General features: G+C 70.2%; 15 protein-coding genes. All 15 read left to right on the top strand.

Annotated elements, in window-relative coordinates; translation table 11 throughout:
* A partial coding sequence (locus VKT83_19635) for an ABC transporter ATP-binding protein (GenBank protein HLY24687.1) occupies window positions 1-194 on the top strand: 194 nt, incomplete at its 5' end.
* Window positions 191-904, top strand: coding sequence for an ABC transporter ATP-binding protein (locus VKT83_19630; protein HLY24686.1), 714 nt, complete (start codon window positions 191-193; stop codon window positions 902-904). The genes VKT83_19635 and VKT83_19630, both read left to right, overlap by 4 nt.
* Window positions 901-1,794: a branched-chain amino acid ABC transporter permease gene (locus VKT83_19625; protein ID HLY24685.1), complete on the top strand. Its 894-nt coding sequence runs from the start codon at window positions 901-903 to the stop codon at window positions 1,792-1,794. Before VKT83_19630 ends, VKT83_19625 begins: the two co-directional genes overlap by 4 nt.
* Window positions 1,791-2,843, top strand: coding sequence for a branched-chain amino acid ABC transporter permease (locus tag VKT83_19620; GenBank protein ID HLY24684.1), 1,053 nt, complete (start codon window positions 1,791-1,793; stop codon window positions 2,841-2,843). Before VKT83_19625 ends, VKT83_19620 begins: the two co-directional genes overlap by 4 nt.
* Complete coding sequence (locus VKT83_19615) at window positions 2,840-3,748, top strand: alpha/beta fold hydrolase (protein ID HLY24683.1); 909 nt, start codon at window positions 2,840-2,842, stop codon at window positions 3,746-3,748. The genes VKT83_19620 and VKT83_19615 overlap by 4 nt, the downstream gene beginning before the upstream one ends.
* 37 nt (window positions 3,749-3,785) lie before the next feature.
* Window positions 3,786-7,208 carry a tetratricopeptide repeat protein gene (locus tag VKT83_19610; protein ID HLY24682.1) on the top strand — a complete coding sequence of 1,141 codons (3,423 nt, stop codon included), beginning with the start codon at window positions 3,786-3,788 and terminating at the stop codon, window positions 7,206-7,208.
* Window positions 7,209-7,298: 90 nt separating this feature from the next.
* On the top strand, window positions 7,299-7,523 hold the full coding sequence (locus VKT83_19605) for a DUF1059 domain-containing protein (GenBank protein ID HLY24681.1): 225 nt from the start codon (window positions 7,299-7,301) through the stop codon (window positions 7,521-7,523).
* Between the two features lie 67 nt (window positions 7,524-7,590).
* Window positions 7,591-7,998 (top strand): cupin domain-containing protein, encoded by a 408-nt coding sequence (locus VKT83_19600; protein HLY24680.1) that lies wholly within the window; start codon window positions 7,591-7,593, stop codon window positions 7,996-7,998.
* 70 nt (window positions 7,999-8,068) lie between these two features.
* Complete coding sequence (locus tag VKT83_19595) at window positions 8,069-8,671, top strand: DUF1326 domain-containing protein (GenBank protein HLY24679.1); 603 nt, start codon at window positions 8,069-8,071, stop codon at window positions 8,669-8,671.
* 12 nt (window positions 8,672-8,683) lie between these two features.
* Window positions 8,684-9,472 (top strand): DUF2182 domain-containing protein, encoded by a 789-nt coding sequence (locus VKT83_19590; GenBank protein ID HLY24678.1) that lies wholly within the window; start codon window positions 8,684-8,686, stop codon window positions 9,470-9,472.
* Between the two features lie 58 nt (window positions 9,473-9,530).
* Window positions 9,531-9,782 carry a ribosomal L7Ae/L30e/S12e/Gadd45 family protein gene (locus VKT83_19585; GenBank protein ID HLY24677.1) on the top strand — a complete coding sequence of 84 codons (252 nt, stop codon included), beginning with the start codon at window positions 9,531-9,533 and terminating at the stop codon, window positions 9,780-9,782.
* Window positions 9,783-10,049: 267 nt separating this feature from the next.
* Window positions 10,050-10,439, top strand: a complete 390-nt coding sequence (rpsL, locus tag VKT83_19580; GenBank protein HLY24676.1) for a 30S ribosomal protein S12 — start codon at window positions 10,050-10,052, stop codon at window positions 10,437-10,439.
* Window positions 10,440-10,910, top strand: a complete 471-nt coding sequence (rpsG, locus tag VKT83_19575; protein HLY24675.1) for a 30S ribosomal protein S7 — start codon at window positions 10,440-10,442, stop codon at window positions 10,908-10,910. It begins immediately after the preceding gene.
* A gap of 20 nt (window positions 10,911-10,930) precedes the next feature.
* Window positions 10,931-13,057 (top strand): elongation factor G, encoded by a 2,127-nt coding sequence (gene fusA / locus VKT83_19570; GenBank protein HLY24674.1) that lies wholly within the window; start codon window positions 10,931-10,933, stop codon window positions 13,055-13,057.
* A 44-nt stretch (window positions 13,058-13,101) separates the two neighbouring features.
* The coding region (locus tag VKT83_19565; GenBank protein ID HLY24673.1) for a GTP-binding protein at window positions 13,102-13,231 on the top strand (130 nt) is incomplete at its 3' end.

The raw sequence follows: 13,231 nt of genomic DNA, 5'->3' as shown, positions 1-13,231 counted from the left end.
TCGAGGTGATCGCGGCCGCCCACCGCCGCGACGGGAAGACCGTGCTGATGGTCGAGCACCGCATGGACGTCATCGGCGGACTGTCCGACCGGATCGCCGTGATGCACCACGGCCGGCTGCTCACCTGCGCCGCGCCCGGCGTCGTGATGGCCGATCCCGTGGTCCAGGACGCGTATCTGGGCGACGCCTTGTGAACGCGGTCCCGGTCCTCGCGGTGGACGGCCTCGCCGTACAGTTCGGCGAGTCGCGCGTGCTGCACGGCGCGACGTTCGCCGTGGAGGAGGGGGGCACCACGGCGCTGCTCGGCCGGAACGGCGCCGGGAAGACGACGACGCTGCGGGCGATCCTGGGACTCGTGCCGCACCGCGGCCGCGTGCGGCTGGACGGGGAAGACGTGGGCGGGCTGCCCGCGCATGCCGTGGTGCAGCGCCGCGTCGGCTACGTGCCCGAAAACCGCGATGTCTTCGCGGGTCTGACGGTCGCGGAAAACCTGCGGCTCGCGGAGCGGGACGGCCGGCCCCGCTACGACCTCGTCTATGACGTGTTTCCCGATCTCCGCCCGCGGGGCGCGCAGCGGGCGGGGACGCTGTCCGGCGGCCAGCAGCAGATGCTGGCGATCGCGCGGGCGCTCTTGAATCCGAACCGCATCCTCCTGATCGACGAGCCGACGAAGGGCCTCGCCCCGGCCGTGGTCGCCCGTGTCGTCGACGTGCTCGCCCGGATCGGCCGGGAAGTGACGATTTTGCTCGTGGAGCAGAATCTGGCCGCGGCGCGGCGTCTTGCCGAGCGCGCGATCGTGCTGGACCAGGGACGCGTCGTGTACGCGGGCAGCCTCGGGGCGTTCCTCGCCGATCGGGAAGGCGCCCACCGCCACCTCGGCGTGGCGCTCGACGCGGCTCCATGAGCACGGTCGTCCTGCTCGCCGTTACCGGGCTCGGGCTCGGCGCCCTCTACTTCTTGGTGGCGTCCGGGTTGTCGCTGACGTACGGTCTGTTGCGCGTGCTCAACTTCGCGCACGGGGCGTTTCTCACGGTCGGCGCCTACACCGCCTGGCTGATTGTGACGCGCGCGGGCGGCGCCTCGATCGGCGCGTTTGGGCTGGCCCTCCTCGGCGCACTAGCCGCGGGCGCGGCGATCGGCGCCGCGGTCGAGACGGCGCTGATCCGGCCGCTGTACCGCCGGCATATCGAGCAGGTGCTCGTCACGGTGGGCCTCGGCCTCGCGATCGCGGCGCTGATCCAGGGCATCTTCGGCGCCGATCCCCGGCCGGTGCCGGTGCCGGCGTGGATGCGCGGGGTGACGGTCGTCCTGGGCGCGTCCGTGCCCAACACGCGGCCGCTGCTGATCGCCGCGGGGCTCGTGACCTTTACGTGCCTGACCGCTTTCCTGAGCTTCACGCGGTGGGGGCTTATCGTTCGGGCCGGCGTGGAGAACCGGGAGATGGTGCGCGCGCTCGGCATCGACGTGCAGCGGGCATTCACGCTGGTGTTCGCGATCGGCGGGATGGCCGCGGCCCTCGGCGGCGCCCTGAGCGCGGCATACTTCGGGACGGTCGATCCGGAGCGCGGCACCGTGATGTTGATCTACGCGTTCATCGTCGTGGTGATCGGCGGGCTCGGATCGATCGCGGGATCGGCCGCCGCGGCCGCCCTCGTCGGCCTCATCCAGCAGTTCGCGAACTACTACGGATCGGTGTGGTGGGGGTTCCCCGCGGCGGGCGACCTGGCGGTCGTGCTGCTGCTGGCCGCCGTCCTCTTGGTCAGGCCGGAGGGTCTGGCGAGGAGCGCCTCGTGAAGCGCCGCGCGGCGGTCGCCGGGCTCTTCGTGCTCTTGTGCGCGGTGCCGCTGATTCCGCTTCGGGCCGTCGGCGTCTTTCCGGCGCCGCTCAACGCCCCCGGCACGCTGCAGATACTGGCCCTGTGTCTTGTGTTCGGCGGCGTCGCGCTGAGTTACGATCTGCTCTTCGGCTATACCGGGCTCTTGTCGTTCGGGCACGCGCTGTTCTTCGCCGCGGGCGCGTACGCGGCGAACATCGCCCTGTCGCGGTGGGGATGGGGGCCGGCTTCCGCGGTCGCGGTTGCGGCGGCCGCGGGCGTCGCGCTCCCGCTGGCCATCGGCGCGGTCGCCCTGCGGGTGGGCGGCATCGCCTTCGCCATGGTGACGCTCGCGTTCGCGCAGGCCGGGTCCATCGTAGCGTTCAGCGATCCGGGGCACTTGACGGGCGGCGAAGAAGGCCTCGGCCTGGTCGTGACCCGGCTGCCGGCGCTCCTCGTGGGGGTGGTCAACACGCGGTATCTGTACTGGCTTGCTCTGGCCTACCTGACCGTAGTCGCCCTCGCCAGTTGGTGGCTCGTCAATTCACGACCCGGCCGTATTTGGCAGGCGATTCGAGAGAACGAGGCGCGCGCGGAGGTGCTGGGCGTGCGCGCGTACCCGCACAAACTCATGAGTTTCGTCGCGGGCGGATTCCTCGCCGCGCTCGGCGGCGTGGTGTACGTGTTCGTCGTGGGCGGCACCGCCCCGGGGATCACCACGGCGAACCTGAGCCTCGCGCTGCTGGTGATGGTCGTGCTGGGCGGCGCCGGCAGTCTGTGGGGCGCGGTCCTCGGCGGCGCGCTCTACGAGTATCTCGACCTCCGGCTGGTGGCGTTGGCCGGCTCGCCACAGGTGGCCGGCCTTCCGGGGTGGCTGCGGGTGCCGCTCGGACAGCCGCTCTTCATTCTCGGCACTCTCTTCATCCTGTTCGTCGTCTTCTTCCCCGGGGGCATCGCCGCGATCCCTGAGCGCATTCGCGCAGCGGCTGCGCGACACGCACCGGCGGCCGCCGCGGGTGAATCCGCGTGAACGTGCCGCCGCCGGTTTCGATCGATCTCGGGACTCCCGGGGGACGGCTGCACGCCGAGCTCAGCGGGCCGGCGGATGGACGGCTCGTCGTCTGCCTGCCGGGCCTCACCGCCAATCTGCGCGGGTTCGACGAGATCGGCGGGCGGCTTGCGGCCGCGGGTTTCCGCGTCGCCGCTGTGGATCTGCGCGGCCGCGGACGGAGCGACGTCACGCCGCCGGGCACCTACGGCTGGCCGGCGCACGCCCGCGATGTGGCGGCCGCCGCGAGCGCGTTGGGCCGCGAGCGGTTTTCCGTCGTCGGTTGGTCCATGGGCGCGTTCGTCGCGATGCAGCTGGCGGCGGTCGCGCCGGGCCGCCTCGAGCGGCTCGTCCTCGTCGATGCGTGCAGCCCGGTGTCGGACGATATCCTCGCCCTGATCCGGCTGGCCGTGGAGCGGCTCGGCACGGTCTCCGCATCCGCCGACGAGTACATCGTCCGCATGCGCGCGCTGCCGACGATCGAGCGATGGAGCGGATTCTGGGAGCGCTACTTCCGGTACGAGCTTGAGCCCGCGGACGGCTCTGATTTCATCGTTGCCGGCGAGTCCGCCGCCGGGCGGTCCGCCGGCGGCGTGCGGGCGCGGACGAGCCGGGAGGCGGTGCTCGAAGACCTGGCCTACGGAGACGCGCACGACCCGCGCGATCTGTGGCCGGCGCTCGTCATGCCGGTGCTGCTGCTGCGGGCCGCGCGCCCGCTCGTGCCCGGCGGCCCGTTCCTCGTCACCGCATCGGACGTGGGCGAACTCAGGCGACGGGTCGCCGGTGTGCAGGTGGTCGAGATCGGCGCCAACCACTACGGCATCGCCGCCGCTCCGGAGGCCGCCGAGGCGGCGGCCCGATTCCTGGGGCCGGCGGGGCCCCCCTGAGAGGATAGGCGGGCCGGCTCGGGAACCTTCCGCCAAGATGGCGACCCTGCGGACAGCGGACACGGCGGCGGAGCTGCACGTCTGGCTGCTTGGAGGATTTCGCGTGCGCGTGGGGTCGCGCGAGATCGAGCCGGCGGCGTGGCGCCTCCGGAAGGCCCGGAGCTTCGTCAAGCTGCTGGCGCTCACGTCCGGCCACCGGCTGCACCGCGAGCAGGTGATGGAGTTTCTCTGGCCGCACCTCGACCCGGCCGCGGCCTCCAACAACTTCCGGAAGATCCTGCACACCGTTCGCCGCACGCTCGAGCCCGGAAGCGGTGCGGAGTCCGGCCAGTACTGCCGGGTGGTGGACGACGTCGTCGGCCTGGCCCCGGCCGGCGCGGCGTGGATCGATGTGGACGCGTTTGCGGCCGCCGCCGCCGATGCCCGGCGGCGCGGGGATCCGGCCGTCCACCGGGCGGCCCTCGATTTGTACGCGGGCGACCTGCTGCCCGAGGATCAGTATGAAGAATGGTCCACCAACCGGCGGGAGGCGCTGCATCAGGAGTTCCTGTCGCTGCTCGCCGATCTCGCGGCGGTCTACGAGTCGCGGCACGAAGAGGCCCGCGCCGTCGAGACGCTGCAACTGCTGGTGTCCCGCGACGCCGGACGCGAGGAAGCCCACCGCGGCCTGATGCGCCTGTACGCGCTCGGTGGGCAGCGCCAGCAGGCGCTCCGTCAGTACCAGTTCCTGAAGGAGTCGCTTAGCCGGGAGTTCGAGGCGCAGCCCGACGAGGCCAGTCGGCGCCTGTACGAAGACATTCAGGCCGGACGATTTCCCCATCCGGACTCGCAGAGTGTCAAGGTGACGCGGCCGCCCGCCGACTTCCGCGCCGCCGGCCGAACCAACCTGCCGCTGCAGCTCACGAGTTTTGTGGGGCGCGCCCGCGAGATCGCCGAGCTCCGCAGCAGCATGGTCGACGGCCGGCAGCTGACCCTGACCGGCGCCGGAGGCGTCGGCAAAACGCGGCTCGCGCTCGAAGTGGCGGCCCGTCTCGTACAAGAATTTCCCGACGGCGTTTGGCTGGCCGACCTCTCCGTGCTCGCCGACGCCGCGCTGGTTCCCCAGACGGTGGCCGGCATCGTCAACGTCCGCGAGGAGCCGGGCCGCCCGCTCACCGCCGCCCTCGGCGACTATTTCCTGGCCAAGCACGCCTTGCTGGTCCTGGACAACTGCGAGCACGTCGCCGGCGCATGCGCACAGCTGGCGGAGTATCTGCTGCGGCGGTGCCCCGATCTCCACGTGCTCGCGACGAGCCGCGAGGTCCTCGGCATGCAGGGCGAGCGCGTGCATCGGGTGGCGTCGCTGTCCGTGCCGGACCTGCGGTGCCCGTGCTCCGCGGCGGAGCTGGGCGAGTTCGAGGCCGTCCGCCTGTTCATCGATCGCGCGGGGCTGAGCCAACCCGGCTTCGCGCTGACGGACGAGAACGCGCCCGAGGTCGCCCGAATCTGCGCCCACCTCGACGGGATTCCGCTCGCGATCGAGCTCGCCGCGGCGCGCCTGGCATCGCTGTCCGTGGACGCGATCGCGGCGCGGCTGGACAGCCGCTTCCGGCTGCTGACGGGCGGGACCCGGACGGCGCTGTCGCGCCATCAGACCCTTCGCGCGGCCATGGAGTGGAGCTACGATCTGCTGTCCGAGCCGGAGCGCGCGCTGCTGCGGCGGTTGTCAGTGTTCGCCGGCGGGTTCACGCTGGAGGCGGCGCAGGCGCTCGGGGCGACGGATCGCGCCGACGAGATGGCGGTGCTCGAGCTCCTCGGGCGCCTCGTCGATAAATCGATGGTGCAGTTGGAGCGGTCCGCCGGCGCGGCGCGTTATCGTCTGCTGGAGACTGTGCGCGATTTCGTCCGCGACAAGCTCGTCGAGGCGCAGGAGGCGGACTCGGCCCGGCGGGCGCACGCGGTGTCCTTCCTCGGCTTTGCCGAGCGCGCGGCGCCGGAGCTCCGGGGACCGCGGCAGGCGTCGTGGCTGGACCGGCTCGAGGCCGAGCACGACAACCTGCGCGCGGCGCTCGAATGGTCCCTCAGCCAGGAGCACGACGAGACGGGACTCCGCCTGGCCGCGGCGCTCGCCGGCTACTGGCACGGCCGCGGGTACCTGAGCGAGGGACGCGAGTGGCTCGAGCGGGCGCAGCAGCGCGGCGGAGAGGGGCGCGCCGCGTTCCCCAAGGCGCTCGAAGGCGCGGCCCGGCTGGCGTTTGCGCAGGACGACTTCGAGCGCGCGGTCACCATCATGGAAAAGGCGGTGCCGCTCGCGCGGGCGGGGGACGATCCGCAAGTCCTCATGCTGTCGCTCGCCTGGCTCGGACATGCAGTGTGGCACCAGGGCGACCGGCCGCGCGGCGTCGCGCTCTGCGTCGAGAGCGAGGCGCTCTGCCGGTCTGCCGGCTCCGGATGGGCGGCGGCCGTCACCCTGGCCGAGGTTGCGACGGTCGCGCTGCACGAGGACGACCCGGAACGCGCGATCCGGCTGCTCGAGGAGAGCCTCGCGCTGTTTCGCGCCGCGGGCGACACCGCGGGCATCGCGCAGTGCCTGCATCAGCTCGGCGTGCAGGCGACGAACCAGGGCGACTACGCCAAGGCCGCGTCGCTCATGCAGGAGGCCTTGGAGCTGCAGCGGCACCTCGGGCGGAAGCCGGCCGCCGCGGCGTCGCTCATCCGGTTGGGCCGGATCGCCCTACTGCGGGGCCAGTACCGCGAGGCGATCGCGCTGCTCGAGGCGGGGGCGGCGCTTCAGGACGAGCTGGGCAAGACGTGGGATGTCCCGTACCGAAAAGCCAGTCTCGGGCTCGCCGTGCTCGCGGCCGGCGATCTCGCGCGCGCGGCGGCGCTGTTCGAGGAAAGCCTCGCGGTGCGGTCGCGCGGCGGGTACCGGGGATCATACATGGCGGGCTCGGCCGACGCGCTGCTCGGACTCGGCATCGTCGCGCGATACCGCGAGGACTATCCGCGGGCCCGGCAGCTGCTCGAAGACAGTTTGAAGTCGTTCCGCGCCGCCGGCGACGCGGAAGGCGGCTCCGCGGCACTGTATCAACTCGGCCTCGTCGCCCGGATCGAGAACGATCTCGAGCGGGCCACGGAACTGCTGCGGGAGAGCCTCGCCTCGCGGCAGGCGCGCGGGGACCGGCTGGGGGTGGCCGACTGCGTGGAAGCGATGGCCGCCGTCGCACGTCTTCGCGGATCGCCCGAGGCGGCGGCGCGGCTGATGGGACTCGGCAGCGCCCTGCGTGAGGAGACCCGCGCGCCCCGTTGGGCCCTCGACCAGGCCTGGCACGACCGGGAGTCCGCGTCGCTGCGCAGCGCCTTGGGCGAGAAAGCGTTTGCCGCCGCCTATGCCGCGGGTGCCGGTTTGTCGCCGCACGATGCGGAACAAATGTTCGTACCAGGCGACGCCGGCAGGCGACTGCAAATTCCTCGTTCGTGAGAACTCCCAGGTAACGGCTGGGAAACGCTCCGACAACACGCGTCCTTTATGGTAGGTGGCACTACCGCACCTACAAGGAGGCTGAGAGACATGGGGATCGGCCAATTGGGACTCACCGGCGGCACGTGGCTCGTCGCGAACTGCGGGAAGTTTCCGAGCGAGAAGAACTGCAAGCTCGTGATCATGGCCCCGGCTGCGCAGAAGGACGACCTCATCGACGCCGCGGCCACGCATGCCGTCGAAAGCCACGGCCACGCGCGGGGCGCCGCGCTGCGCAAGGAAGTCGCGGAGTTCCTCGACACGATCGAGCTGTAGCCGTTGGGCCGTAACCCGCGGTAGTGTCCGTTCGCGCGGCGTCACAAACAGAAGGGGGTGCTGTGTGATGTTGTCACGGACGCGCGTGGTCTTTGCGGTACTCGTAGCTCTGGCCGTGGGAGGCGCGGTGGCGGCGTCCTATGCCGCGATGCCGGGTCCGACGATCGTCGGCACGGCCACGTACCCCATCAGCGTGCAGGCGGGCAACTACGATCTCATTTCTCAGGTCGTCGATCTGCCGCCCGGGGGCGTGATCCCCAAGCACACGCACGGCGGACCTGTCGTGGCGCAGGTGGTGACCGGCGAGGTCACCGTCACCGACGCGATGGGTCAGAAGGTATTCAAGGCCGGTCAAATGTTCACGGAGAGCGGCGGATACGTGCACGCGGCCGCCAACAAAGGGCCGGTCACGGCACGCGTCGCGGTCAGCTATCTGATTCCCAAGGGCGCGGAGGTCACCACGATCGTCAAGTAGTCGCACAGTCACCACAGGAACGGCACGCTCGGCGGGCCGGCGGCCCGCATCCTGGACGGAGGTGACAACGATGGGATACAGCGTGGAAGGACGGTTGCTCGAAGCGTGCTCGTGCGGCGGGCCGTGCCCGTGCTGGGTCGGCGACGATCCCGACGGCGGCAAGTGCGACGGAATGCTCTGTTACCACTACGACAAGGGTGAAATTGACGGCGTCAACGTGAGCGGCTTGACGATGGCGATCGTGGCGTTGATTCCAGGCAATATCCTCAAGGGCAACTGGAAGGTCGCGGCGCTCGTCGACAGCAAGGCCCGGCCCGAGCAGAAGCAGGCGATGCTGGCCATGCACACCGGGAAACTGGGTGGACCGCTCGCGGACTTGGCGTCCCTGATCGGCGAGGTGGTCGGCGTGTACGACTTGCCGATCGATTTCAACTTTGCGGAGGGCAAGGGGACGATCCGCATCGGCGACGTCGTGTCGGCCGAAATGCAGCCGTATACCGACTCCCAGGGCCGGCCGACCAAGTTGGTCGACAGCATCTTCAGCACGATTCCGGGGTCGCCGGCATTCCTCGGCAAGGCGATGTCGTACCAGGTCAATCTGCCGAAGCACGACATGAAGTGGGAGTTCAACGGTCGCAACGCCGTGCTCGGCATGTTCCGCTTTGAAGCGTAGCGGTCGACGGCGATGATCGGCGCGGTCCGCACGGCCGATGACATCCGCTGGTATCGCCTGGCGGTTGGGACGTTGGTCCTGCTGGCGTGGGCGGTTCTTGCCGCCTGGGGCGCGTCACCGTTCGCCGGACTGCTCGACCACCGGGGGATCGGGGAGGGCACCCTCCCCGTCTCCCGGATGGCCGTGTTCGTCGCGGGCTGGACGCTGATGGTGATCGCGATGATGCTGCCCGGGAGCCTGCCACTGATCAATCTCTTCTCCCGGATGGTCGCGCGCCGCCCCGATCGGGCGGCGCTGCTGGTCCGGCTGATCCTGGGCTACCTGGGCGTGTGGGCGATCTTCGGCGCCGTCGCTTTTCGAGGGGACGCCTACGTGCACGCCGCCGCGGCGCGGCTGCCCGCGGTCGGGGACGCGGCCCAGTGGATCGGGGTGGCCGTCCTGCTGCTGGCAGCGATCTACCAGGTGACGCCGCTCAAGGAGATGTGTCTGACCAAGTGCCGGTCGCCGTACTCGTTCGTCGCGGAGCATTGGCGCGGGAAGAACGCCGCCGCGGAGGCGCTCCGGCTCGGCGCGGCCCACGGACTGTTCTGCGTCGGCTGCTGCTGGACGCTCATGCTCCTCATGTTCGCGATCGGCGGGGTCAACCTGGGGTGGATGTTGGGGCTCGGCGCCGCGATGGCCGCGGAACGGTCGTTCCGGTGGGGCCGGTACCTGACCGTGCCGCTGGGCGTCGCGCTCCTGGTGGCCGCGGTGGGACTCATCCTGGGCGTGCCGTTCGCCGCGGCGATCTTCCGCGGGTAGGCATGATTGACACCCCCCGGGGCCGCGAGTATAATTACCCGGTCGAGCGGTCGTGGACGTGGAGCGTCTGAAAGCGGCGGCGCAGCGTGCGGTCGGCACGAACCAGACGGCGAAGGCGATCAGCCGCGGTCAGGCGCGGGTCGTATTCGTCGCGCAGGATGCCGATCGCCGGGTGACGGAGCCTCTGCTCCGGGCGGCCCGGGAACGTGGCATGGAAGTCGTCGAAGTCCCCTCCATGGTGGCGCTCGGCCGAGCGTGCGGGATCGCGGTCGGCGCTGCCGCCGCAGCGATTCTCGAGTCGCCCCCCTAGCGGGGACTAGCCCTAGGGGACTTGCGCCGCAGGGTGCCATCTCCGGCACCACGTATGGCGCATACGTAACCGCATACAGATAACCGCGCGATAACCCGGCCGGAATCCGGCCGCCGGCATCGCCACCGACCCTGGGCGGATGGTGACTCAGCCTCCCGCGTGAGTCATGGCGTCCCGCTCGGGGGTATTGTCTGCCGCGGACCGGTTCACCGCGGCGGGCGCCGGATTGTAAAGGGAGCGGGAAGAGAAGGTTGAGGAGGAGCGCGCGTGCCGACGATCAGCCAGCTGCTGCGCCTGGGCCGTAGGGTCGAGCGGGTGAAGAGCAAGTCCCCGGCGCTGGATGTGTGTCCGCAGAAGCGCGGCGTGTGCATTCAGGTCCGCACGATCACGCCGAAGAAGCCGAACTCGGCGCTGCGGAAGATCGCGCGCGTGCGGCTGACGAACGGGATCGAGGTTACCGCCTACATCCCGGGCATCGGCCATAACCTTCAAGAGCACTCGGTGGTGCTGATCCGCGGCGGCCGCGTCAAGGATCTGCCCGGCATCCGCTACCATATCATTCGCGGCACGCTGGACTCCGCGGGCGTGCAAGACCGCCGGCGGGGCCGCTCCAAGTACGGGGCCAAGCGGCCCAAGGCGCAGGCGGGGGTGGCGTAGATGCCGCGCAAAGGACAGGTCTCGCGCCGTGCGGTGCCGGGCGACATGGTGTACAGCAGCCCGTCCGTCACCCGGCTCGTGAACAAGGTGATGACCCGGGGCAAGAAGAGCCTCGCCGAGCGGATCGTGTACTCCGCGCTCGACGCGATCAAGGAAAAGGGCGCCAAGGAGCCGGCGAAGACGCTGGAGGCGGCGCTGCACAACATCATGCCCGTGCTCGAAGTGCGGCCGCGCCGCGTCGGCGGCGCGACCTACCAGGTGCCGGTCGAGGTGCGGCCGGAACGGCGGCTGTCGCTCGGCATGCGGTGGCTCGTGACGTACGCCCGGCAGCGGCCGGGCCGCACGATGCGGGAGAAGCTCGCGGCCGAGATCCTGGATGCGAGCAACAACACGGGCGCCGCGGTGAAGCGGCGCGAGGACACGCACAAGATGGCGGAGGCCAATAAGGCGTTCGCACACTACCGCTGGTAAGGCAGGGGCTCGGGGGGTCCATGGCAACGCTGCTGGAGACAAAGAAGGACATTATGACGGCGCAGACGTCACTCGACAAAATCCGGAACATCGGGATCATTGCCCACATCGACGCGGGCAAGACCACGACCACCGAGCGGATCCTCTTCTACACGGGGCGGACGCACCGGCTGGGCGAGGTCGACGAGGGCTCCGCGACGATGGACTGGATGATTCAGGAGCGTGAGCGCGGCATTACCATCACGTCCGCGGCGACGACCTGTCAGTGGCGCGGCCACAGCATCAACATCATTGACACGCCCGGCCACGTGGACTTCACCGCCGAGGTGGAGCGCTCGCTGCGCGTCCTCGACGGCGCGGTCGTGATCCTGAGCGCGGTGGAGGGCGTCCAGCCGCAGTCCGAGACGGTGTGGCGCCAGGCCGACCGGTACGGGGTCCCCCGGATCCTCTTCATCAATAAGATGGATCGCACCGGCGCCGACTTCTACCGGACGCTCGGCATGATTCGGGATCGCCTGGACGCGAAAGCGGTGCCCCTGCAGATCCCGATCGGCGCCGAGGACGGGTTCGAGGGCGCCGTGGATCTCCTCACGATGAAGGCGATCGTGTACACCGACGACCTCGGCACCCGCAGTGACGAGACCGAGATCCCCGAGAACCTCCGGGCGCTGGCCGAGGAGCACCGGGGCCATCTGGTCGAAGCGGCGGCCGAGCTCGACGACCACCTGACAGAGAAGTACCTCGAGGGCAAGCCGCTGACCGAGGACGAGATCCTCGGCGCGATCCGGCGCGGGACGATCGCGGCGAAGATCAACCCGGTCCTGTGCGGCACCGCCTTCCGGAACAAGGGCGTGCAGCCGCTGCTCGACGCGGTCGTGAACTTCCTGCCCTCGCCGCTCGACGTCCCGCCGGTGGAAGGCCAGAACCCCAAGACCGAAGCCAAGGAGACCCGCCCGGTCGATCCCGCGGCGCCGTTCTGCGCGCTGGCGTTCAAGATCGTGACCGATCCGTACGTCGGCAAGCTGACGTACTTCCGGGTCTATTCGGGGACGCTGAGCGCGGGATCGTACGTCTACAATGCACGGCGCGACCGGCGCGAGCGCGTGAGCCGGATCCTCCAGATGCACGCGAACCACCGCGAGGACATCGAGTCCGTCTCAGCCGGCAACGTCGTCGCGGGAGTCGGGCTCAAGGACACCACGACCGGCGACACGCTGTGCGACGAGGCGAAGCCGATTGTCCTCGAGTCGATCAAGTTCCCGGAGCCGGTGATCGCCGTCGCCGTGGAGCCGAAGACCCGCGCGGATGAGGAGAAGCTGAGCGCCTCGCTCGCCAAGCTCGCGGAAGAGGACCCGACCTTCAAGGTCCGGTTCGACCCGGAGACCGCCCAGACGATCATCTCCGGAATGGGCGAGCTGCACCTCGAGATCATCACCGACCGGCTGCTGCGGGAGTTCAAGGTGGAGGCCAATGTCGGCCGGCCGCAGGTGGCGTACCGCGAGACGATCCGCAGGGCCGTCAAAGCCGAAGGGCGCTACATCCGCCAGACCGGCGGCCGCGGTCAGTACGGCCACGTCTGGCTCGAAGTGGAGCCGCTGCCGCGGGGCACCGGGATCGAGTTCGTCGACAAGATCACCGGCGGCCGCATCCCGCGCGAGTACATCCCGGCCGTGGAGGGCGGGATACGCGAGGCGACGGAGAGCGGCGTCCTGGGGGCGTACCCGGTGGTGGACGTGCGCGCGACGCTCGTCGACGGGTCCTATCACGAGGTCGATTCGTCCGAGATGGCGTTCAAGATCGCCGGCTCGATGGCGTTCAAGACGGCGGCGCAGAACGCCGCGCCGGTCCTGCTCGAGCCGGTGATGAAGGTCGAGGTCACGACCCCCGACCAGTACATGGGCGACGTGATCGGCGACCTGAGCGCCCGGCGCGGCCGGATCTCGGCGATGGAGCAGCGCGGCGGCCTGCGCATTGTGCAGGCGGAAGTGCCGCTCGCGGACATGTTCGGGTACGCGACGCAGCTGCGGTCCAACACGCAGGGCCGCGCGACCTATACGATGGAGTTCTCGCACTACGAAGAAGTGCCGCAGTCGATCGCGGAGACGCTGGTCAAGGCCGGCTTTAGTGACAAGGTGGCCGGCCGCTAGGTCGGCCGGCACTGGCAGCAAGGCATAGGTTAGGGAGGCCGGAGATGGCGAAGGCGAAATTTGAGCGGACGAAGCCGCACGTCAACGTGGGGACGATCGGGCACGTGGACCACGGGAAGACGACGCTGACGGCGGCGATCACGGGGGTGCTGGCGAGCCTGGGGAAGACGAAGG

It is taken from the genome of bacterium, assembly GCA_035308905.1.
GTDB lineage: Bacteria > Sysuimicrobiota > Sysuimicrobiia > Sysuimicrobiales > Segetimicrobiaceae > DASSJF01.
This window is presented reverse-complemented; position numbering and strand designations above follow the sequence as displayed.

Excerpts from the sequence above, each read along its gene's own strand:
- VKT83_19605 (HLY24681.1), top strand. The coding sequence starts at position 7,299 with ATGGGGATCGGCCAATTGGGACTCACCGGCGGCACGTGGCTCGTCGCG.
- VKT83_19625 (HLY24685.1), top strand. The coding sequence starts at position 901 with ATGAGCACGGTCGTCCTGCTCGCCGTTACCGGGCTCGGGCTCGGCGCC.
- fusA (HLY24674.1), top strand. The coding sequence starts at position 10,931 with ATGGCAACGCTGCTGGAGACAAAGAAGGACATTATGACGGCGCAGACG.
- VKT83_19610 (HLY24682.1), top strand. The coding sequence starts at position 3,786 with ATGGCGACCCTGCGGACAGCGGACACGGCGGCGGAGCTGCACGTCTGG.
- VKT83_19600 (HLY24680.1), top strand. The coding sequence starts at position 7,591 with ATGTTGTCACGGACGCGCGTGGTCTTTGCGGTACTCGTAGCTCTGGCC.
- VKT83_19595 (HLY24679.1), top strand. The coding sequence starts at position 8,069 with ATGGGATACAGCGTGGAAGGACGGTTGCTCGAAGCGTGCTCGTGCGGC.
- rpsG (HLY24675.1), top strand. The coding sequence starts at position 10,440 with ATGCCGCGCAAAGGACAGGTCTCGCGCCGTGCGGTGCCGGGCGACATG.
- VKT83_19590 (HLY24678.1), top strand. The coding sequence starts at position 8,684 with ATGATCGGCGCGGTCCGCACGGCCGATGACATCCGCTGGTATCGCCTG.